General features: G+C 50.3%; 16 protein-coding genes. 9 read left to right on the plus strand and 7 right to left on the minus strand.

Annotated elements, in window-relative coordinates; genetic code table 11:
• Positions 1-294 precede the first annotated feature (294 nt).
• The 3 genes from radA to GX659_08160 form a co-directional block, all read right to left on the minus strand.
• Positions 295-1,644 carry a DNA repair protein RadA gene (gene radA, locus GX659_08150; protein NLD28746.1) on the minus strand — a complete coding sequence of 450 codons (1,350 nt, stop codon included), beginning with the start codon at positions 1,642-1,644 and terminating at the stop codon, positions 295-297.
• 32 nt (positions 1,645-1,676) lie between these two features.
• A complete protein-coding gene (locus tag GX659_08155) occupies positions 1,677-2,984 on the minus strand; it encodes a replication-associated recombination protein A (protein NLD28747.1) in 1,308 nt (435 codons plus the stop codon).
• 346 nt (positions 2,985-3,330) lie between these two features.
• Positions 3,331-3,576: a helix-turn-helix domain-containing protein gene (locus GX659_08160; protein NLD28748.1), complete on the minus strand. Its 246-nt coding sequence runs from the start codon at positions 3,574-3,576 to the stop codon at positions 3,331-3,333.
• A 266-nt stretch (positions 3,577-3,842) separates the two neighbouring features.
• Here GX659_08160 and recN point away from each other — a divergent pair, with 266 nt between their 5' ends.
• The 6 genes from recN (at position 3,843) to sctV (ending at position 13,880) form a co-directional block, all read left to right on the plus strand.
• The gene (gene recN / locus GX659_08165; GenBank protein ID NLD28749.1) at positions 3,843-5,537 is read left to right on the plus strand and encodes a DNA repair protein RecN; all 1,695 of its coding nucleotides are present in this window, start codon (positions 3,843-3,845) and stop codon (positions 5,535-5,537) included.
• Positions 5,537-6,874 (plus strand): TldD/PmbA family protein, encoded by a 1,338-nt coding sequence (locus GX659_08170; GenBank protein NLD28750.1) that lies wholly within the window; start codon positions 5,537-5,539, stop codon positions 6,872-6,874. Before recN ends, GX659_08170 begins: the two co-directional genes overlap by 1 nt.
• A gap of 108 nt (positions 6,875-6,982) precedes the next feature.
• A complete protein-coding gene (locus GX659_08175; protein NLD28751.1) occupies positions 6,983-7,801 on the plus strand; it encodes a Stp1/IreP family PP2C-type Ser/Thr phosphatase in 819 nt (272 codons plus the stop codon).
• Positions 7,802-7,948: 147 nt separating this feature from the next.
• Complete coding sequence (locus GX659_08180; protein ID NLD28752.1) at positions 7,949-8,938, plus strand: M23 family metallopeptidase; 990 nt, start codon at positions 7,949-7,951, stop codon at positions 8,936-8,938.
• A gap of 30 nt (positions 8,939-8,968) precedes the next feature.
• Positions 8,969-11,650: a preprotein translocase subunit SecA gene (secA, locus tag GX659_08185; GenBank protein ID NLD28753.1), complete on the plus strand. Its 2,682-nt coding sequence runs from the start codon at positions 8,969-8,971 to the stop codon at positions 11,648-11,650.
• A 61-nt stretch (positions 11,651-11,711) separates the two neighbouring features.
• Positions 11,712-13,880: a type III secretion system export apparatus subunit SctV gene (sctV, locus tag GX659_08190; protein ID NLD28754.1), complete on the plus strand. Its 2,169-nt coding sequence runs from the start codon at positions 11,712-11,714 to the stop codon at positions 13,878-13,880.
• Positions 13,881-13,933: 53 nt separating this feature from the next.
• Here sctV and GX659_08195 read toward each other — a convergent pair whose 3' ends face one another.
• Genes GX659_08195 through GX659_08205 form a run of 3 tightly spaced genes read right to left on the minus strand, consistent with a single transcriptional unit; the run spans position 13,934 to position 17,282 of the window.
• Complete coding sequence (locus GX659_08195) at positions 13,934-14,983, minus strand: FHA domain-containing protein (GenBank protein NLD28755.1); 1,050 nt, start codon at positions 14,981-14,983, stop codon at positions 13,934-13,936.
• A gap of 2 nt (positions 14,984-14,985) precedes the next feature.
• On the minus strand, positions 14,986-16,173 hold the full coding sequence (locus GX659_08200; GenBank protein NLD28756.1) for a tetratricopeptide repeat protein: 1,188 nt from the start codon (positions 16,171-16,173) through the stop codon (positions 14,986-14,988).
• Between the two features lie 20 nt (positions 16,174-16,193).
• Positions 16,194-17,282 carry a hypothetical protein gene (locus GX659_08205; GenBank protein NLD28757.1) on the minus strand — a complete coding sequence of 363 codons (1,089 nt, stop codon included), beginning with the start codon at positions 17,280-17,282 and terminating at the stop codon, positions 16,194-16,196.
• A gap of 96 nt (positions 17,283-17,378) precedes the next feature.
• Here GX659_08205 and GX659_08210 point away from each other — a divergent pair, with 96 nt between their 5' ends.
• The 3 genes from GX659_08210 to GX659_08220 all read left to right on the plus strand — a co-directional run bounded on the left by GX659_08210 (position 17,379) and on the right by GX659_08220 (position 21,345).
• Positions 17,379-19,613 carry a PEGA domain-containing protein gene (locus GX659_08210; protein NLD28758.1) on the plus strand — a complete coding sequence of 745 codons (2,235 nt, stop codon included), beginning with the start codon at positions 17,379-17,381 and terminating at the stop codon, positions 19,611-19,613.
• A 379-nt stretch (positions 19,614-19,992) separates the two neighbouring features.
• On the plus strand, positions 19,993-20,571 hold the full coding sequence (locus GX659_08215) for a hypothetical protein (protein NLD28759.1): 579 nt from the start codon (positions 19,993-19,995) through the stop codon (positions 20,569-20,571).
• Between the two features lie 36 nt (positions 20,572-20,607).
• The gene (locus tag GX659_08220) at positions 20,608-21,345 is read left to right on the plus strand and encodes a glycosyltransferase family 2 protein (GenBank protein ID NLD28760.1); all 738 of its coding nucleotides are present in this window, start codon (positions 20,608-20,610) and stop codon (positions 21,343-21,345) included.
• Between the two features lie 42 nt (positions 21,346-21,387).
• Here GX659_08220 and GX659_08225 read toward each other — a convergent pair whose 3' ends face one another.
• Complete coding sequence (locus tag GX659_08225; GenBank protein NLD28761.1) at positions 21,388-22,881, minus strand: hypothetical protein; 1,494 nt, start codon at positions 22,879-22,881, stop codon at positions 21,388-21,390.
• Positions 22,882-23,023 lie beyond the last annotated feature (142 nt).

The raw sequence follows: 23,023 nt of genomic DNA on the forward strand, positions 1-23,023 counted from the left end.
GGACGATTGACCATCGACCAAAACATCAAGAAGCTAGAATCTAGAAGTGAGAAGCGAGATTTCTACAGGCGAGGTTTTTCTAGCTTCTAGCCTCTCGCTTCTAGCTTCTGTTTTTCCCAGTCACGGTTGTTGTGGGGTGACAAGCGCATAGCTTTTAGATGCGCCCTGATTTTTCAGAAGTTACTGAATTAAATGGGTAGCGGCTTTTTCAGATCTGCTCCATCTGATGGTTTTACCTTCTGTCGCCAGCCAGCAGGATAATCCGTAGTGCATTGATCGGGGGAGATCCCTTCATCAAAGCATTTTCAGGCATTGCTCTACGTTTGAGGTGGCAAAGATTTCCATTTTCGTCGCTATCTTGGATTTCAAGTTCGACCTCGGTACGATCGCGCGCCGAAAACCCATCTTCTCCGCCTCGCGGATTCTCGAATCTATTCCCATCACAGCCCTTACCTCACCGGCAAGCCCCACCTCTCCGATTACCACTGTCTCGTGGTCGATCGGGCGATTTAGAAAACTGGAATTTATAGCAGCGAGTACGCCGAGGTCTGCTGCAGGTTCGGTTATCCGGACCCCGCCTGCGATGTTTACGAAGATATCGTGTCCTTTTAACTCCAGCCCTTCGGATTTTTCGAGAACCGCGGTGAGAAGCGCCACGCGGTTTCCGTCCACCCCTATCGAGGTGCGGCGCGGTGTTCCAAAGCCGGATGTGGATACGAGAGCCTGCAGTTCGAGTAGCATCGGGCGCGAGCCTTCGAGCGAGGCTACTACCACCGATCCGGAAACTTCTTTCGGTTTTTCGGCGAGAAATATTCCGGAAGGGTTCGGGACCTCTTTGAGTCCTTTGCCAGTCATCTCGAAGACGCCGATCTCATTTGTGGCGCCGAACCTGTTTTTCATCGTGCGAAGAATTCGAAATGCGTGCCCTCGTTCCCCTTCGAAATAAAGGACCGTGTCGACCATATGTTCCAGAACCTTTGGACCTGCGATGGAACCCTCCTTGGTCACGTGCCCTACAAGGAATGCCGCGGTCTCGGCCGCCTTGGCGAAGGAAAGTATCTTCGCTGCGCTCTCCCTCACTTGGCTGATTGTTCCCGGCGCAGATGGCAGGTCGCCTGTGTACATCGTCTGTATTGAATCGATTGCGATTAAGGCGGGTTTTATTTTTCTGAGTTGTTCGACGATCTTCTCGACGCAGTTTTCTGTTAGCACCGAGAAATTTTTTGGGTCGAGCTCCATGCGTTCGGCGCGCAGCTTTATCTGTGAGGCGCTCTCTTCGCCGGATATGTAGAGAATTTTTTTCCCCGCGGAAGCGACCTTTGAAAGCGCCTGCATGACGATTGTAGATTTCCCGATTCCTGGATCTCCACCGAGCAGGGTGATCCCTCCGGGGATGAACCCCGAGCCGAGTGTGCGATCGAGTTCATCTATTCCTGTCGGGATATGCCTCCCCTCCGCTGCCGATATCTGTTCGAGCGTGACGGGGCCGTTGCCCGCTTCAGCGATGCTAGGACGCCTGGCCTCGACTTCTACCGCTTCTTCGGCGTAGGTGTTCCAGTTGCTGCATTCCGGGCAGCGGCCGATCCATCTCGGCGACTGGGCCCCGCAGTTTTGGCATGAGAATATCGTCCTTTGTTTTGCCATTTTTTCAACCTTTCGATCAAATAAATTGCGGACTATTTGGATTTTCTCCACGCCTTGAGTCTTTCGGAGATGACCTTTTCATATCCGTTCAGCGTGGGTTCGTAGTACCTCTTGCCTGATATTTTTTCAGGGAGATATGTTTCATCCTGAACGAAGTTTCCTTCGTAGTCGTGCGCGTATTTGTAGTTGTCACCGTAGCCGAGTTCTTTCATGAGCTTTGTGGGGGCGTTTCTCAGATGTTTGGGCGTCGGAAGTGCGCCGCATTCATGCACATCGGCGAGGGCGCGCTTGTAGGAGATGTAGCTTGCGTTGCTCTTCGGTGCACTAGCCAGATATGTGGCACATTGTGCGAGGGGGATCCACCCCTCCGGCATCCCGACGAAACTGTAGGACTGCATGCAGGAAATTGCGATCTGTACCGCGTGAGGATCGGCGTTACTGACATCCTCGCTGGCGAAGATGACCATCCTGCGGGCTACGAATAGAGGGTCTTCTCCGGCATCAAGCATCCTCGCCAGATAGTAGACTGCCGCGTCCGGATCGCTGCCGCGCATGCTCTTTATGAATGCGCTGATGACGTTGTAATGTTCCTCACCCTTTTTGTCGTAGAGAAGGCTCTTCTTCTGAACGGCGTCTTCGACTATTTTGAGCGTGATCTTTCTTCGCGGCCTTGCGGTTCTGGCGAGATCGGAGGAGATTTCAAGGGTATTTAACGCGCGCCTAGCATCTCCATCGGCACCTGCGGCGACGAAGGAGATGGCATCGTCATCTATCGATAATTTTTCCTCCCCGAGTCCGCGTTCCACATCGGAGATTGTAAGCCTTATCAGTGATTCGATCTCTTCGTTTGATATCTTCTCCAGCACATAAACCTTCGTCCTGGAGAGGAGGGGGGCTATCACTTCGAACGAGGGGTTTTCGGTGGTTGATCCGATCAGCGTTATCGTGCCGTCTTCCACGTGAGGGAGAAGGGCATCTTGCTGAGCCTTGTTCCACCTGTGGATCTCATCGACGAAGAGTATGCTCGATTCCCCCTGCAAAGATCTTGCCGACTGCGCCTCGCGGATCACCTCGCGAAGCTCTCCGACCCCCGATAGAACCGCCGATAGATGAAAAAATTTTGCCTTCGTCTTTCTTGCGATGATACGCGCGAGAGTTGTTTTTCCGGTGCCAGGGGGGCCCCAGAATATGACCGACGGAATCGAATCGGACTCAATGAGGCTGGTTAATGGCTTTCCCTTGCCTATGAGATGTTTCTGCCCTACAACTTCATCGATGGATCTTGGGCGCATCCGCTCAGCTAGGGGTTTTTTCTTCGATTTTTTAAAAAGGCCATCCATGCTTGCAGAATAAGCACGCCTCAAGTTCACTTTTCAAGAGGTTAATTTATGGAGGAGCCGGAGGAAGCTTTATAAGGAATCTCTGAAAAGCTAGCTGTAACAATAACTTCGCCCATGGACAATTGACCAAAGTACTAGTGCGCAGTTGGTCAATGGTCCATTGTCAATCGTCATCGGTCAGACGGTTGCGGAGGGGGTCGAATCCTGATCGCTGATCCTTGATCAGCATTTTATAAGCTTATATTCGAAAATATCGTTATTAAGATTAAGATGAAGATTAGGATTCGGGGATGACAAACGCATAGCTTTTAGAGGTGCCCTGAATTTGCTGATTTTTCAGAGGTTACTAACAGATAATAGCCTCTTCGTCGTTGTCGATTATCAGTAGGCTCTTTTCGGTGAGTTTACCTTCCGGTATCGGAATCCTGTAGGATTCGACGAATCTAACCATCTCCTCCGGTAGAATTCTGCGGTGTCCTCCGGCGGTGACATAGGCCCTTAGCTTCCCCTCCTTGACCCAGTTGATTATGGTAGTCCGGTGTACTCCGCATAGCTGCGCGACCTGATTGGTAGATAGCGCTTTCTTAGCCATCGTTCCTCCCAAATTTGCCAGAAGTCATGTTCGCTAAAAAGCTTATCGCGCCTTTCCCGTTTAGCAAGCAAATGTTGTAATTGTAGTATTATATCAAATATGCCAAATGCGTTTTTACGACTCATATTAGCATGGAAGATGATGTCATTTTGAGGTGCGAGTTTTTGGGCTATTTTGATCCTAGGCAGTCAAATAACCATCCTGTCTTTTATCGTCTGATCGCAGCAGTGGACATATAATTACAACCCGTGTTAGATCGCACACCCATGCTTTGTTCGATTCACATAAAGGACTTTGCCATCATCGATGAGCTGGAGGTCTCTTTTGCCCCCGGGCTCAATATGATGACCGGCGAGACCGGCGCGGGAAAGACGATCATAGTTGAGGCGATAAACCTCGTGCTAGGAGGTCGGGCTCAGAGCGATCTCGTGCGCCATGGAAGTGAGAAGGCCTCGGTCACCGCGGTATTCGACATCTCGGCCTGCGACTCTTTTCTCCTTTCCGAACTCTCCGCCATGGGTGTGTCTCCTTCCGATGAGCTGATCGTTCACAGGATCGTTGGGGGGGCGGGAAAGGGGAAAATTTCCATCAATGGAATTCCTGTTACCGGGGGGATGCTTAAAAATATAGCGGAAAGGCTGGTCGATGTTTCGAGTCAGCATGAGCATCAGCTTTTGCTCGATAGCGAGAGGCATGCGGAGATCGTTGACTCCTACGGAAATCATCATGAAGAGCTATCCGCATACCGTGGGATTCATCGCATGCACGCAGAGGCGACATCGCGGCTGCGAACATTGGAGAAGAGCGGTTGTGAGGCCAAGGATAAGCTGGATTTTTTTAAGTTCCAACTGGGCGAGCTGGAGTCGGCCGATATCAGGCCCGGTGAGGATGCCGAGCTGGAATCGCTGAGGTCGAGGCTGAAGCACTCCGTGGTTCTCGAGGAAAAAATGCGCGGCGCTCAAAACCTTTTATATGAAGGGGCTCAATCCGCCATCGAAGCGGTTGGGACCTCGATGCGAATGCTGGATGAGTGCACGAGATACGACGAGTCGATATCTGCGCTGCGCGAGGGGCTGGTGCGCGCGCATGCCGAGGTAGAGGATGTTGCGCGCGAAATTTCGAAGTATATCTCTTCGCTCGATTCCGATCCTCAGCGCCTTGAGGAGGTGGAGGAGAGGATTCATCTTATCCGTAGTCTTGTCAAAAAACACGGGGGTTCGCTGGAGGAATGTCTGGCGAAAGTGGATTTTCTCAGGGAAGAGATATATTCGATAGATAATTTTGACGAGAGGATCGCTGAGCTGCGTTCGGAGGTTGAGGAGCTTTCCAGGAAACGGCGCGTAGCGGCGAAAGTTCTCAGTGTCGTCCGTGTTGCATCCTCCGCAAGAATGAGCAAAGCGATCGCCTCCGAACTTTCCGAGCTCGGGATGTCGAAGACGAGTTTTATGGTGGAGGTCAGAAACCGCGATGAGGAGCTTTGGGATGAAAATGGCGGAGATGCTGTGGAATTTCTTCTTGCGCCGAACGTCGGTGAACCGATGATGCCACTCGCCAAAATAGCATCGGGAGGGGAGCTTTCAAGGGTCATGCTGGCCGTAAAATCGGCGCTTTCCGAACGCGGAAATCCGACGGCAACATCCATATTCGATGAGGTGGACAGCGGCATCGGAGGCAGGGTGGCCGATGTGGTGGGGAAAAAACTCAAGAAGGTTTCCAGAAACAAACAGGTCATATGTATTACGCACCTGCCGCAGGTAGCCGTCTATGGCGATGCCCACATCAGGATTGCCAAGGGAGTAAAAAAGGGGAGAACGGTCACCTCGCTATCTACCCTTAAAGATGCTGAAAGGGTGGATGAAATTGCACGGATGCTGGGCGGCGAAAAGATAACCGAGGCGACGATCGCTCATGCAAGCGAGATGTTTCGGTCGGCTTCGCGAAGTCAGTCTGGAGGAAAATAGTGGATTTGGAACCAGTAGTTGAAGAGGCCTTCGCGAGGCTCGAGGAGGAAGGGGTTGACGCCTTCGAGGTCGCCGGAATTTCTGAGCAGACGCTCTCGGTTGAGGCTAAGAGACAGATGGTCGAATCTTTCGAGAGGTCTTTATCCGCAGGGATTGCTCTGAGGGTCGTTTATAGAAAAAGGCTCGGATGGTCATCCACGATGGACCTTTCCTCGCCGGAGATCAAAAAGGCGGTGAAAAGCGCGGTGGATTCCGCCAAATTTTCCGCCGAAACGAAAGAGGCGGTGATCGCTTCTCCGCAGGTTCCTTCCGGCGATTTTGCGGAGAGGGTAGGGCGCTCCTTTTCGGAAATTTCCGATGATGACAAGATTGACCTTGCCCTCTCGCTCGAGAGTGCCGCGATAGCTTCGGACAGCAGGATATCAAGAGTTCGTTCGCCGAGGTACGAAGAGGTTACATCCGCTGTCTTCATCAGAAATTCAAATGGCATCTCTGCCAGCGGAAGGCGTTCGATGGCGTATCTGACCCTTCAGGCCATAGCGACCGATAAAGGGGGGTCTGAATCTTCGTACGAAATTGGTTTCTCACCGCGTTTCGAGGACCTCGAACCCAAGGCGGTTGCCGCAAGCGCTGCCGCCCGTGCGATAAGGAAGCTTGGTTCTCGGGGAATGAACAGCGCGTTTCTTCCGGCGGTTTTTGAAAATCGTGCGGCGGCTTCGCTGCTAGGTGTTCTTGCGCCGGCATTTTTTGCCGACAACGTGCAACGCAACAAGTCGCCTGTGGCAAAGCGAAAAGGTGAAATGGTATACAGCGAGCTCATAGATATAATCGACGATGGTCTCCTGCCCGGTGGGTTCGCTTCCTTCCCCTTTGATGGAGAGGGAATCCCTTCTCAGAAAACTACAATTGTGCACGGGGGGAGAATCGTCAGCTGGCTCTACGATGGACCAAGGGCCGCGATAGATGGCGCGAAATCTACGGGTAACTGCCGCAGGACAGGGATAGTCAAGACGCCATCGATAGGTGTGACCAACTGCTTTATAAAGGCGGGGAGCTCTTCGCTCAAGTCGATGGTATCATCCGCGAAGAAGGGACTATTCGTTACGGATCTTCTCGGAGTGCATACGGCGAATCCCATTACGGGGGATTTTTCCCTCGGCGCGGAGGGAATAGCCATCGAGGACGGGGTTCTCGATAGCCCGGTCAGAGGCATAACCATCGCCGGAAATGTTCATGACATCTTCAGGGATGTCGTCGCAGTTGGGAACGACTTCGTTCAGAAGGGGGCTTATGCTTCTCCCTCCATCATGGTCAAATCCATCTCCATAGGAGGATAAAAATTTTTTCTTTTCAAGTAGTTCAAAGCAAATTAGTATCGCCCAGCGAGTTATGGGGCTGCGCAGCTTGACTTGATGCGTCAGCCGATCTTTTTTGGAGCTTTTTGAATGCGTATTTCATCTTTCGGAATGTCCGACGTCGGCATGCGCCGCGAAAAAAACGAGGACAGCTTTCTCGTCAATGACGATGCGATGCTCTATGCCGTCGCCGACGGAATGGGCGGCCACCTGGGCGGCGATATAGCCAGCAAAATAGCGGCGCAGACGATCAACGAGGTCATTGTGGCGCTTAACTCTGATCCTGAAGCGCTTCTTCAGCGCGAGGGGCTTTCATTCAAACCGGGTGAATACCAAGGCTACCTTCGCTATGCGATCCGTCTTGCGAGTCAGAAAATCTTCGAAAAATCAAAATCCGATCCCAACCTGAAGGGGATGGGCACAACCGCCGTAGCTCTCCTTTTAAGGAATAAGAAGGCTTACATAGCAAACGTTGGCGATTCAAGGGTGTACCGAATTCGCGGCGGTGAGATAGTGCAGATCACCAAGGACCATTCTCTGGTGGCCGAGCAGATCCGCGCCGGAATCATAACAGACGACGATGCCCGGATTCACAGATTTAAGAATATAATCACGAGGTCGGTGGGTTTTCAGGAGGATGTCGAGGCAGATATCGATATAAGGGTGATACGCGCCGGTGATATGTTTGCGCTCTGTTCCGATGGCTTGAGCAATATGCTGAGGGATCATGAAATTCGCGATGTTGTGGTCAATAACACCCTTCAGGCTTCCTGCAGCAGGCTTATAGATATAGCGAATGCACGGGGTGGGGATGACAATATCACGGTGGTCTTGGCTAGGATCGAAAGCGTTGAAGATCTGCCCGATCTTGAGACCGAACCCCTGCTCGACGAGCCAGCGGCCGAATAAATGTTGATTTATCCACCTAATTATCTGTTTTTTAAGGAGTTTCAAAGGGTTGACAGGCATGACTCGTTGTGTTAGCTATACGATGTTTTTTTGTAACTAATTGATTCTATTCGCGTTTTCCAACTAATAATAGCTGAGAGAGGTTTTTTGAAGAGTCCCGACACCAAGAGGAAGGCGGCGCAGCATTATAGCATCATGATCATCCCGCAGGGTTCCGCGGCTATAAGGCGCTATGAGCTTTCCCGCAGAGTTTTAAAGCTTCTGATGGCCGCCTCAGCCCTCTTTGGTGTTGTCGTGTGTGCGTGTGCCATCTCGCTTTTTGTATACAGGACTCTGTATGTGAGGACGGAGGATGCCAGGGTTCAGGCGGCGCAGTTCATCAAAGAGCGTGCCGTGTTGGTCAGCCAGGTAGCGGCGCTAGAGGGCTCCCTTTCAAGGATAGAGCGTTTTGCCTCGAAAATTCAGAGCGCGATGAAGGCCAATTCCAAAGATGGCATACAGAGGGATTCCGTAGTCGGTCAGGGGCCTGTCGATGTCGATTCATGGGCCGTTGCCCCTGTGGGCTCTGGTTTGGCGGGCTCGATGGCGCAGCTCCCGGCCAGCCATTGGAAGTCCCCCTTTTCGAAGTCCCTCTCATCGGGAATAAAACTCTCCCTAGATCAGCTCTCCGAAAGACTCGACGTGGCCGAGGAGAAGGTTCACTCCGTCTTTGCGCTTCAACAGGACAAACTCTATTTCTGGGCGTCGCTGCCGACTGTATGGCCGACCAAGGGATGGATCACCTCCGAGTTCGGCGTGGCTAGAAGCTGGGGAGGTCACAGGCGCCGTCATGAGGGGATAGATATAGCGGCTCCTCGCGGCACCCCGATAATGGCCCCGGGCGCCGGGATAGTGACCTATACCGGATATCGCAAGGGATACGGAAACGTGGTCATGATCGACCATGGCTATGGGATAGTAACCGTGTACGCTCATTGTCAGTCGGTTTTTGTGAACGAGGGCAGCTCTGTCAGGCGCGGGATGGTTATCGCGTCTGTAGGCAATACCGGAAGGAGCACTGGCCCGCATCTTCATTATGAAGTGCAGGTGAACGGTGTTCCGGTCAATCCGATGCTCTACATAATGAACGACCTGTAATCCCCAGTTGTTCATGGTACGGTTTTCTAAATGATTTCCTACATAGTAAAAAAGATATTCGGCACAAAGAACGATCGTGAGCTGAAAAGGATAGCTCCGATCGTTGCGCATATAAATTCGCTCGAAGCGGGGGTCAAAGCGCTTTCGGACGACGAGCTCAAGGCCAAAACTGCCGAGTTTAAAGCGCGGGTAGCAAATGGCGAGGAGCTCGACTCTATCCTTCCCGAGGCCTTCGCCGTAGTCAGGGAGGCCGGTTCTCGCGTTCTTGAGATGAGGCATTTCGATGTTCAGCTCATAGGCGGAATAGTTTTGAATAGAGGCTGCATCGCCGAGATGAAAACTGGCGAAGGAAAGACGCTCGTTGCCACACTTCCGGTTTATCTCAATGCCCTTTCAGGAAAAGGCGCGCACGTCGTTACTGTAAACGATTATCTCGCCAGGCGCGATTCGGAATGGATGGGGAGGCTCTACAAATTTCTCGGCCTTTCAGTCGGAGTGATACTTCACGGCCTTGACGATTCGGAGCGTCAATCTGCTTACGGATGCGACATAACGTACGGAACCAACAACGAGTTCGGTTTCGACTATCTCCGCGATAACATGAAGTTCGACAGCGCCAGCTTCGTGCAGCGTCCTTTGAATTTTTGCATCGTGGACGAAGTTGATTCGGTACTGATAGACGAGGCCAGAACGCCGCTCATCATATCAGGACAGGCGGAGCAGTCCACACAGCTCTATTACGTGATCAACGGTATCACTCCGTATTTGAAAAGGGATACACACTTTACCGTGGATGAGAAATCGAGATCCGCTGTTCTCACTGAAGATGGTGTGGCCGAGGTTGAATCGCGTTTGAACGTTTCCAACCTATATGATCCGCAGAATATAAACATCCTCCATCATGTTAATCAGGCGCTCAGGGCTCACTCGCTTTATCAGCGGGATGTGGATTACATAGTCAACGACGGGCAGGTGGTCATAGTTGACGAGTTTACGGGTCGCCTTATGCCCGGAAGGCGCTGGAGCGATGGGCTTCATCAGGCCGTCGAGGCAAAAGAGGGCGTAAGGATAGAGAATGAAAATCAGACCCTCGCTACTATCACTTTCCAGAATTTTTTCAGGATGTACAAAAAGCTCTCCGGCATGACCGGCACGGCTGACACCGAGGCCGAGGAGTTTGCAAAAATCTATAACCTGGATGTCATGGTGATACCGACGCACATGCCCATGGTTCGCAAGGATCATCCTGATGCCATCTATAAAACTGAGGAAGCGAAGTTCAAGGCGACGATAGAAAAGATACGCGAGCTCAATGAAAAAGGGCAGCCCGTCCTTGTCGGCACCATCTCGATAGAAAAGTCGGAACGCCTTGCGAAGATGCTTGGAAGGTGCGGGATAGCGCACCATGTTCTAAATGCAAAAAAGCACGATAGGGAGGCGGAGATCATCGCCCAGGCCGGGAGGAAGGGCGCCGTCACGATATCCACTAACATGGCGGGAAGGGGCACCGATATCCTTCTGGGAGGAAACCCAGAGTTCATGGCAAAGGGGCGCGTTGGAAGCGATGCCTCTCAGGATGACTACTCAAAAGTTTTAACGGAATGCAAAGCGATCTGCGCTGCAGAGAAAAAGGAGGTTCTCTCCTCCGGCGGACTTTTTATCCTGGGTACCGAACGTCACGAGAGCAGACGCATCGACAACCAGCTGAGAGGGCGCTCCGGACGTCAGGGAGATCCAGGAGAATCCTGTTTCTTCCTTTCTTTGGAGGACGACCTGCTGCGCATTTTCGGCGGTGACAGAATATCCTCAATGATGGATCGGATAGGGATGGAAGAAGACGAAGAAATTCAGCATCCATGGCTTTCGCGCGCCATAGCCAATGCGCAGCGCAAAGTTGAGGGCCACAACTTTCAGATAAGAAAAAATCTGCTCGAGTTCGATGATGTGATGAATCAGCAAAGATCCACCGTCTATGGAAGGCGCAGGGAAATTCTCACCGGTGCAAGCAATAAAGACATGGTCATGGACATGATCGACCAGATGGTGACCGAAATCGTCGAGGAGTGCGTCCCTGAAGGGGTGGATGAAAATTTCGATCCATCTTTTTTGGAGGAGCGCATTCGCGAATCTTTCAATATGCAGTTTAATTTTGCCGATGTCCCGCAGGATAAAAGGAATCAAGAAGGGCTTGGAAGATATATTTTTGATGTGGTGTCAGCTTATTATGAGGAGAGGGAGTCCAAAAATGGACCTGAGCTGATGCGCCGCATAGAGTCGATAATACTGCTTCAAACCCTCGACGGGCTTTGGAAGGACAACCTCCTTTCCATGGACCATCTGAAGGAAGGAATCGGACTTCGCGGATACGGCCAAAAGGATCCTCTTCTCGAATATAAAAAAGAGGGTTTTCTGCTTTTTCGAAACATGATGAACCGTTTTGTCTCCGACAGTATCCAGAAACTCTTTCGCGTTCAGGTCACCACCGAAGAGAGTGTAGACAAGGCCGCAGAACAGAACCGTCTCAGAAGGCAGGTTCATGCGCATCGCGTCGAGAGGAGCGCCTTCGATGCCAACGCTGCAGCTCCGGATGAGTCCAAGGGAGGCTTCGGCAGGGTGCAAAAAACCGTGAAAAGGGATTTCCCCAAGGTCGGGCGCAACGATCCGTGCCCGTGCGGAAGCGGTAAGAAATACAAAAAATGCTGTGGAGCATGATATCTATTCATGCTAGTATCCAAAAACAATGTCTATGAGGCCCCCATCACAACCTCCCCAGATGCAGCCGTCAGGCGGCGGTGGTATTTCTTCATTGTTTCAGTTCGGGGATCTCAATCAACTGATTGCAAAATACAGCGATGTCGTATTGGCCATCCTCGTGGTGTTGGTCATCGGGATGATCATCATTCCGCTGCCGACATGGCTGATAGATATTCTGCTCACCATGCAGATAACGCTAGCTGTTGTGATACTGCTGGTTTCCCTATATATCACCGATGCCCTGCGCATAGCATCTTTCCCCACCATACTGCTGATAGCTACCCTTTTCAGGTTGTCGCTGAATATATCGACAACGAGGTTGATTCTCGCCACTGCCGATGCAGGTGAGGTTGTTCGCGCATTTGGAACCTTCGTCGTGCAGGGGAACTATATCGTCGGTGGAATCCTCTTTATCATCGTTACCTTGGTCAACTTCATCGTCATTGCTAAGGGTGCCGAAAGAGTTTCCGAGGTCGGAGCTAGATTCACCCTCGATGCTATGCCTGGAAAGCAGATGTCGATCGATGCTGATTTGAGGGCTGGCATAATCAACATGGAGCAGGCCATCGAGCGCAGAAAGGTTCTGCACAGGGAAAGCCAGATGTACGGAGCTATGGATGGAGCCATGAAGTTCGTCAAGGGCGACGCCATCGCGGGCATAATCATAACGCTCATCAACATAATAGGAGGTCTCATACTAGGTTCGACCGTTCGCGGAATGCCGATCTTTGAGTCCGCTAAAGTATATTCCCTCCTTACGATAGGTGACGGGCTCGTTCAGCAGATACCTGGTCTCATAATATCCGTTTCAGCGGGTATCGTCGTCACTCGAGTTGCATCGGAAAGCGAAGGTTCAAACCTCGGACGCGACATAGTTACACAGGTGACGGCCTATCCGAAGGCTCTGATCATAGCCTCTGTGATACTCGGTATAATGGCGATAGTGCCTGGCTTGCCCAAGGTGCCGTTTATAATACTTGCGATCGTTGTCGGCGCCATAGCTCTTTTTCTGATCAAGTCGAAGGCGAAGATCGTCCAGGAAATCGCCGACACTCCAAAACAGGAAGCCGTCAAAAAAGCCGTCAGGAAGCACGGCGATGTGCTCCCGTTTATAATGCCAAGCCCGATCTCTCTCGAGGTCGGCAGCTCCATCATACCATTTGTCGACGATTCTCAGGATGGTGGCCGTTTTATAAACGAACTCATTCCACTGCTTAGACACGGGCTTTACTACGAGCTCGGAGTCAATTTTCCGGGCATACAGGTTAGGGGGCAGACGGTGGATATGGAGCCGGACGCCTATGTGATAAACATCAACGAAGTGCCGGTAGCTCAGGGGAGCATTATGCAGGGGCATATCCTCGTCGGAGAACCTCTGGAGCAGCTGCAACTTTTCAATATAACCGGGACTGAAACGATTCATCCCATAGACGGCTCCGTCGTCACCTGGATCAAACAGGAATACAGGGATGTGGCGACCCAGGCGGGTTTCAGAATGTGGGATACAGCGGAGTATCTCATCCTGCACCTTTCGTACATACTTAGAAAATATGCCCACGAGTTCCTTGGCGTGCAGGAAGTTCAGGTGATGCTCACGGAGCTTGAAAAGAGCCACCCGGCGCTTATCAAGGAGCTCATACCCAAGGTCGTCACGCTGCTTCAGCTTTCCGAAATTTTTCAAAGGCTGGTGCAGGAGGATGTCGCCATCAGGGACCTGAAGAGCATATTCATGACGCTCGCGCAGTGGGGTGAAATAGAGCGAGATACGCTTATACTGACCGAGCATGTGAGGGCCGGGCTCAAGCGCTACATCACTCACAAGTTCGCCGGAAATTCAAATACCCTTCCAGTCTATCTTCTGGATCCGGATATAGAAGACTTGGTGAAAAACGCTATCAGACGGACGGACAAGGGAAACTACCTAGCCCTGGAACCGGAGATAACGCAGGAAATAGTCGAGGCGGTAGGCAAGGAAATCGCCAGCCATCCGTTTCCGCCCGGCGCGAGACCTCCTGTGATTCTTACAACCGCTGAGATAAGGCGCTATTTCAGGAAGATAGTCGAACTCGAATTTCCACAGCTTTCAGTTCTTTCCTATCAGGAACTTTCCGAGAATTTGAGGATTCAGCCGATTGCGCGGGTTGCTCTGCCGGAGGGAATCTTCGAACGCATCCAAGCGGCCGTGTAAAATCTTCAGGCTAACGTTTTTGGAATTGGGGCTTGGTGTGGGCCTGTCTTTTGTTATGAATTTATCAGATTTACGATGGTTATTATGGCGAATATGAGCACCAGCGCGCCAAGACCGATCATCCCAATTTCTATCGGGGTTAGAGACTTGATCCCCGTGGCGCCTTTCGGCAATTCCGGGTAAGACTGCCCAAGGGCCTCGCGTTCGAGCTCTTCCCATCTTTCTACGGCCGATCCGCCTTCATCGGTCTGAATATCGTCACCCTCATCACCTTCTTCATTCTCTTGATCGTAGGCGTTTTCTTCCTGCGGTTCTTCAGATCCCTCTTCTGCGCCTGGTATTTCATCGAGGGCGACACGCGCCGGGACGTTCTTAGGTTTTATATCCTCGATGTTAGCCAGGTTGATCTCCTGCGGATTTCTGAACATGAGGACTATCGTTCCGAGGGCTATCCTGTCGCCATCATGAAGATACTCCTCCACGATTCGCCTGTTGTTCAGGAAGGTTCCGTTCTTGCTTTCGAGATCCCTTATCGCGATTCCCCCCCAGCGCCGCATTATCTTTACGTGTTTTCTGGAGATGACGTGTTCGTTGATGGGGAAGTCGCATTCGGGATCTCTGCCTATCACTATCTCGCTGATCTCGTCGGCCAGGACGAATTTTTTACCCTCGGAGGCCCCGTTTAAAACCTCTATGTTTGGAACCGTTTCGCGGTCGATCGCGTTTAAAACCTTCTTCAGAAGTTTCACTTCGAGGATGTCGCTTTCGGTAACTTCGTCTCGGAATTCATGTTCGAAGGGAGCGTCACCCGCATGGAATTTTATCTGGTAGTTGTCTATGGTGATGTTGTCGCCGGGTTGTAGCAGATTCCTCTCGTTGGGAGAGAGCCTAGCGCCATTTAAAAAGGTTCCGTTGCCGCTGTCGAGGTCTACTATGAAAAAATTCTCACCCTCGTAGAGAATTTTTGCGTGCTGCCTTGAAACGCCAACCGCCGGGAGTTGGATGGTGTTATTTTTCAACCTGCCGAGGGTGATCTGTTCCTCGGTGCACCTGTGCGTGGAACTTTTGTTTGAGCCAGATTCATTGATTATCAGTGTAGGCATCTTCAGCCACCCCGGATTTTCTTTTTGGCAATTTCAACTTCAGCCGGGAAATTTCCCCCGGCGGCATCTATGAAACTTTTGTACATCGAGGCTGCTTTCCCCTTTTCGCCTTTCAGTTCGTAGATGTTGGCTAGGTTGTAGAGCGCCCTCGGATATTTAGGGTCGATGTTGATAGTGTATTCCCATTCGCGCTCGGCTTCGAGTGTTTTGCCCATCCTGTACAAAGTCAAGCCCAAATTGAAAGAGGCGTCGGAGTAGTTGGGATTTATCTCCTTCGCCTTTCTGAGCGCAGCCATGGCGTCAGAGCTTTTTCCTGAGGACATGTACACGGTCCCTAGTGAAAACCACGCCTTTTCATCGGTGGGGCGAAGCGTCAGCACGCTTTTGAATTCATTTGCGGCCTCAACGTGTTTTCCCTCAAACGCATAAAAATGCCCGAGCTCCATGTGCGCGTCCGGCGATGAAGGATCAAGTTCGAGCGCCTTCAGAAAACAGTTTTGGGCCTGGTACGGCTCGTTTTTCTTCAAATATAACCTGCCTAGCTGAAGCCACCCGTCAACCGATGTCGGCTGGTCTGCCAGCCCAAGGCGTCTGCGTATCTGAGCCTTTTCGTAGTCGCCGCTTTTCTCGTATATCTGCGCGAGCAGGTTATGAACGTGGGTGAGGCTGGGATTTAACTCGGTCGCCTTCTTGAGGGACTCCTCGGCCAGCTGGATGTAATCCTTGTCTTTGCTCGTCTTTGTTTTTTCAACATAAGCGAGCCCAAGCTGATAATGCCCGTCTGCAAGCGTCCCGTCCTTTTTCAATCCCTTCTTGATGATTTCGATCGCGTCGTCCACGCGCCCCTGTGCTAGATAGACCGCTCCCAAGTGGCTGTAGGCGGCGGCGTAGTTTTTGTCGAGCTCTATGGCCTTTTTGAACTGGGCCTCGGAGCGAACGAGATCGCCCTTTATCTTGTAGATGATTCCGAGGTTGTTGTAGGCCTCGACGTACTCATGCGATAGCTCGATGGCGGTTTTGAATTCGATCTCGGCCCTGTCCGTGTTCCCGGCGTTCAAAAGCGATATCCCCTGGTTGTTGTGATAGGCCGCGCGTGCGGTGGGCATCGTTATCTTCTTTTTCGCATCGGAATCTGCCGGTGCAAAAAACAGGAACGAGGCCATCATCAATAGGAATATCTTTTTCATCATCTGCTCTCCAAATTACGCGCTCATTTTGTCAGGCATGGGTTTATGGCGGCGGCCCGCTGGTAGGCGTCCGTCGAAGCATTGTTGTCGCCTAGGTTCGACGAGCTTATCGAGATATAATACCAGGACATCGCATCGTCGGGAACTATCGCCACCGCCCGCCGAAATGCCTCTCTGGCAGTTGCCCAGTCGCCGCTCTGCACAAAGGCCATCCCTTCCTGAAACGCTATGTTGTTTTGCATCAGCGGATCGCCAATTTTTGGTTCGTGAGGTTTTTCCTTCGAAAGTACCTTCGCCTTTTTGGCTGTCATCAGAAGCGGCGCAGGCTTTGCGAGCCTCTGCATCGCTGTGAGTTCGATCCCAGCGTTTTGAAATAGCGTTGCGCCATTTTTGCCGCTCTGCCTTTGGTAGAAGCCTTCAAATGAATACAGCTTGATCAGCCCTTGGTATCCCAGGGGGGATCTGTAATCTATCCTCTTGGTATCTTCAAACCAGAGCTTGGCCGCTGCGAAGTTGCCGGAGGAATACGAGTGAAGCGCCCGCATTCCCTTCGCGTAGCTTTCATAGGCCCTGGTCGAGCTCGTCGCATCCCGTACGGCGGAAAACTTTGCCTGGTCGGGGGAGGCCCCTATTTTTTTTAGGATCTCCTCGACTATGGCGGCCTGCTTGGTGAAGAACTCCTTGTTGTCGGGATAGGGGAATGTCGCTTCGAACTGCTGGATGAATATACCCGCGCTTCCCTCGGTCACGCGAATGAATATCCTTAGTTTGCCATCGAGATTCTGAAAAAGCCCGGAGATCGTGAGAAAGTTAGTGTCGCTAAGCGGGTACGATGCGGTTGTCCCCGAATATGGGCGAACCGATCCCGAGGCCGATATGAGATCAGAAAGGTAGAGGGGGATCCCGTGCGTCATCCATTCATCCCCATCTTTTTTTGTAAAATTCTGAAACTCCAGAATTCGCACCGCGCGCCCCTGCGGCATCTGAGATATCTCGAGATCGGACATCAGCCTTTGCCAGTTGATGCAGGACTTCCCCTGAGCATTGGCGCCTGAGGAAATCAGGAGCGCGATGGGAAGAAGGGCCAGTACCTTTATGATGCTGCGAAACATGGGCTCAATATCCTGATTTTCCTTGTTAAAATCAAGATATATGTACGTTTAGACGCTTTACGCCTCAGCTCCTTTGTGATAATCACGAAATATCTTATGCCCTCGAAAAAGACGCAAACCAAAGAGCGTGGGCTCCCCTCGGAAATGCTTGAAAGAGGGGATGCCTTAAGCCCCAATGACAAGACGATCATAAAATCAGCCGACGATCCGGATGAACTTACCCCGTCGCGCCCGCAGTATTCCCCGCCATATCTCGTTATAATAGATGGGCCAAGGGCTGGAGCCCATTTCCCGCTGGGACCGGGAGAAAATGTCATAGGGCGTGCCCCCGGGAATGCGGTTCGCCTGGAGGATCAAAGCGTTTCAAGGCAGCATGCCGAAATTTCAAAGGGGACTTCCGGCTGGTTGGTCAAGGATCTGGGCAGTAAGAACGGCACCAGCGTCAATGGACGATCGGCGACAGAGGCGGTCATAATAGGCCATAAGGATTTAATAAAGACAGGCATCTACCTTATGCGGCTGGTCACTCAGCCCCTTTCGCAGGAAGATGAAATGGAGCTTCCGCGGGATGCGATGGCTGAAAGGACGGTTTTTGTATCGGCCCCTCCTGATGGGCAGACCGCGCGTATGGATGACCTTTCAGATGCTGTCCCTGGGGATTCGGTTGCCGGTGGTGAAGACCAGGGGCTCCCCGATGACTTCGATGAATATGAAGAACAGGAGCTTATAGCCCGGAAAGCCAGCGCGATGTTGCGTAGGAAGAAGCGGGTTATGTATGGCGGGCTCATTCTGGCGCTCTTGCTAGCCGCCGGATATTTCGGATATCGCACCATTCTCAAGAGGTCTGTGAGTGCGGTCAAAACACAGCAGGTTCCTTCTCAGCCCGCCGATTTGTCACAGACTCCCCCCCCAGGGTCGGATCTTCCACCCGCGGCCGGGGAAGGCACTGGGAATCTCCCCCCTTCAGGGCCTGTTCAGCCTGGATCGGCGATTCCATCCGCAGCCCCGGAAGTTGCCAAGGTGCCGGTGTTTCTCGATATAGCATCCAGCCCGATGCCGGTGAATGTTACCTTCCAGGGGCAGCCGCTCGGAAGGACCCCTCTTCGCGTAAATATAGAGCTCGAGCCGGACAGCACTCATGAAATAGAGGCCCTCTTTGAGATGCCGGAGATAGGCGAGAACTTTACGCAGAAGATGGAATTTACGACCGAGAAGGGGCAGTCTGTCATTCCGATACTCTTCAGAGGCCCGATCGGGATGCTCAAGATCAACGACATCCCCAGAGATGTGGAATTTTACCTCGAAGGTAAATTCTCATACGACAAATTTCAAGATCGCTCCGCGAAGATCACCGAGGTGGTCCTTGAAAAGCCGATCTATGTTCCGTACGGAAAATATTTCATGGAGCTCCGCCGCGAGCGCCAGCTGGGGCAGAGCTCCCAGACCTTCGTCACCGATATAATATTCAGGCGTGATTTTACGATCGGCGAGGAGAGCCCGACCTTCGTCCTAGGCGTGAAAGATGCGGATCTGGCGGTATTTCCGGCAAGGGTGCGCTCCGAACCTGAAAACGCCGATGTATACATAGATGGGAAAAAAGTCGGCAAAACCCCGTTCGAAGGAGTTTTCCCGATAGGGGAGCACAGGCTTTCGGTCAGGAAAGAAGGTTTCTTTGAACATTCCGAAAGCCTCAAGGTTGATATCAATACTCCTTACGTCGCCAATATAAAGCTTCAGACCTCGCTCGCTGGAGCGCATCTCAATAATGCAAAATTGGCGATGGACCGCCAGATGTGGCAGGATGCCATTAATGAGTTGGCCGAGGCTCTTAATAAAAACGCTGCGCCCAGCGAAGTGGCTCAGGCTCATTATATGCTGGGTTTGTGCTATGCGAACCTCAACGACATCCAGCGCGCGATGGGGTATTTCGAGCAGGCGCGCGAGCATCCCGATCAGAGACATCGTGCGATGCTCGGGCTTGTCAGCGGCTATGCGGCGATGGACAAATTAGATGCAGCGCTTCCGCTTCTTGTGGAGGTTATGCTGAAGGTTGACGATGAGGGAGTAAAGCGGGAAGCCAACGATATGTTCCAGAAGATATCTCCGTTTAGGTCGGTGATCTACGTTTACTCCGAACCTCCGGGGGCATCTGTGACGGTAAACGGGAAGGGTGTCGCTCAACCTACTCCTGTTATACTGCACGAACTTCCACTTGGTAACTACAAGATCAGGGTGGAAAAGCCGGGATATCTTCCGACCGACTTGAACCTTTCCCTGTCCGTTAATGAATTCAACCCCGTAATCGTCAAGCTCAAGCCGATACCTAGATGACCTAAGAGCCGTGAGTGGTGATTGGCTGCGGGGACATGTTCACGCGAAGCGGGTACGTGTCCCCGGAAGAGTAACAGCCGTGACTGGTGAAAACCGAGCGATAGTTCAATAGTTCAATGGTGGCTGTCATTCCACGGTTGTAGGCCGCCGCCTGCGGCGTGGCAAACGGGAATCCCGTGCCAACATTTCCGGATTTCGATCATCGAACCTCGAGCCTCGAACCTCGAAAAAGTCACGGTCGTTACGGGATCCCCGATAAAATCACTCGGGGATGACTGCCTTTATCGCACTATCGCACCATCGCACCATTGAACTATTGAACTATTGACAATATGCGCCCTAGCGGTGTTTAAAGCCGGTCGGGGACGGAAAGGGCTTTATGAAATATCTTATCGCTGCAATTGCAATAGCTCTTGTTTTATCGCCATCAGTTATTAAGGCGGGGATTTCTAAGACCGATCTCAGCAAGGGTGTTGTTTTGACAGAAGAGGCGACGCTTCTGACGCAGGTCGATGCCGTAAGCCTACATTTGAGCTCCGAGAATATAAAATTTGCGCCGAGGCTTACCGAATCGGGCCTAATCGACGTTGAAACGACCGTGCTTTCTAAAAAGCTTCTTCAGGACAAGGAAAAGCTGAATTCGTTTTTGGACAGAAACGTCAAAACCTTCATAGCTTTGTTAAAGGAAAGATTGCCTATCTACGCCCCTTCGGTAGCAAAGAATTTCAATCCGAATTCTCAGATAAGATTTAACGTGAACTCCGGGGCGAAGAGGGAAGCTGTGGCGGTATGGTCCGGAGGCGCGTGGAGCTGGGACAAGGCCTTCGTCCCAGCGCCAGCTGTCGTAGAATCCTCCACGTTTGCGGCCCAGTCCCCCGAAGCCTATGCGCCTGCTACTGAAGAGAAGCCCAGAGGAAAGGGCAAGCTCTCCTGCGACTGCCCGGCGAGAAGAAAATAGATTGATGTTAGAGAAAATGTGTTGAAACTGTTTTTTATGAGAAATCTTATGTCAGAGCTATCTATAAAGACCTTATCTGTAGTTATTCCAGCTTATAATGAGGCTGAACGTATTATTGTTACTTTAAAAAAACTAAATTTTAGTTTAGAGAGTCTTGGCATACCTTATGAAATTATTATCGTAGATGATGGCAGTGGGGATAGTACTTCTGAAGTTGCTTGTTCATTACAAAATTCAAATTTCAAGCTTATCAGCTATAAACCGAATCGTGGTAAGGGTTATGCTGTGAGGATGGGGCTGGGAGCTGCTAAAGGTGAGTATGTTATTTTTATGGACGCTGATGGTTCTACGGATTTGGCTTATTTAGAAAGATTTCTTCACCTAATTTTAAATCATGATTACGACATAATTATAGGTTCTCGTACTGTATCTGGTTCTTGTCTTCCAATTAAACAGAATTTATGGAGAAGAATTACTGGAATCGTTTTTCGTGCTCTGGTTCGTATATTGTTCTTTTTGCCTTATTCAGATACCCAATGTGGGTTTAAGATGTTTTCATCTACGTGTTTAAAAATGCTTTTGCCGAGGTGTGATGCCGATGGTTTTATTTTTGACATAGAAATGCTTTATCAAGCTCGTAAGTTGGGACTCAATGTAATCGAGGTGGGGGTTAAGTGGAATAACGACGATGATAGCAGGGTCAACTTGATAAACGGACCTATAAAAATGTTTGTAGACCTTCTAAAATTAAGGCTTAAAACATTTATAAAATAAGTTCTGACAGCCCTGTTGTTTTTGCTGTTCAAAATACTTGATCTAATTACGTTCGTATATTGCCATCCCCCTTATATCTTTGACATGGTGGTAATGTGTAGTAACCAGCGTTTGGTACTCACGAAAATTTTTCATGTCGAATGGCAGCCAATAGGTAAAGTCATGGCTATTTGTTGTGTCTATAATGAGCTTTGGAGTGTACTTAAGCAGATCGTCCATGAGTTGTTTGTAGGCCAGTTCGTGCCTATTCATCATTTCAGATATGCTAAACTCTGTAGCTCCGGCCATTTTTTTCTCCCAGTATGGAACAATGTATTGGCACGTTACAAATCTAGTTGCCGGTAACCTGTTAGCAAAATAGTATGGATATGAAAAATATCCCCAAATAAAAATTTTATCTCTTTCTGAGGTTCTTTTTATTACCTCGTCAGTTAATTCTTTTATAACGGGCTCTCTTGGTTCAAACCACCTAGAAAAATATGACCACCAGTGTACTGAGGAAAATATCAAAGGAATGATAATAAAGGAAATAGCCAATAAATTAGTTCTCCATCTTTTAATTTCAAGCTTGGTTATTTTAAACCATCCAAGAGCAGCTAATAAAATAATAGGCGGCCAAACTTGAACGTAATAATGCGGTGAAAAATGTCCCCCTGCGGAAACGGCCAGCATTGCGCCTATTACCCAGAAAATAAAAAACCATTTTATGTTTTCTTTTAAGTTTACGCAGGCATAAGTGGCGCACACAAACAAGGGGAGGTTTGCTAGTATAAAAAGTGAAGTTCTTATGGATAGCCTTGATAGAAATCTTGCATAGTCAAAATGTGAGTTTACATAGTGGATATTATTGTAAAAATTATATGTAAGAGCTTCGCTTAATGCGTCGTGTCTTATAAAGTAAATAAAAAAGATTGCCCATGGGATTACGAACCCACATGCAAGGATTAGAATGTCATACAATGCTTTCCATTTTGAAGTTTGTCGCAATATTGCTTCATAGACTATATGGACTATTATGACACACAATAGTATACCGGCTTGATGCTTAAAAAGAGATGCAATTGCTATGAAAATTCCTGCAAGTAATATCAAAATTGACTTATTATTTTTCTTGTCAGTCGTGCCTGATTTTAGATAACAGTACGCCGCTATTGCCGAAGGCAAATTAAACATGTTTTCCGAGTTGGCCGGAAGTGTTGCAGTGGCCGGGAAACAAACCGTCCAGGCTGAATATAGTAACGCTGCCCAAGGACCAGCGCGGTTATATCCGATTGTTCTGGCTAGTAGCATGATAAACCAGGAAGTTATGGCTATCCATAGGATCATTATTGAGTGTACTGCTATCATGTTATTGCCAAAAAGCAGATTGGATATTGCGTAGAAAGCATAGCATAGTGGGGGCTTGTTATCGACGAAGTCAACGTAGGGAGTTCCCCCAGTAGCCCAAATTGCGCCATAGGTAGCGAAATCTGACTCATCGACTTGTATGACTTCCGAATAGAGGGTCAGTGAACGAACTATGATTAACAATGTCATGCAGGAGAAAAACAATTTCCATCCATTGAGGTTTTCTATTTTTTTAAAGATATTTTGCACGGCGCGGAAGCTATACGCTTTGCTATACTGAGTCAAGTATGATAAAGATGCAGAATCGTTTATATTTTTTAATAATGTTTTA

The organism is Myxococcales bacterium, from assembly GCA_012513515.1.
In the GTDB taxonomy this organism is placed as follows: domain Bacteria; phylum UBA10199; class UBA10199; order 2-02-FULL-44-16; family JAAZCA01; genus JAAZCA01.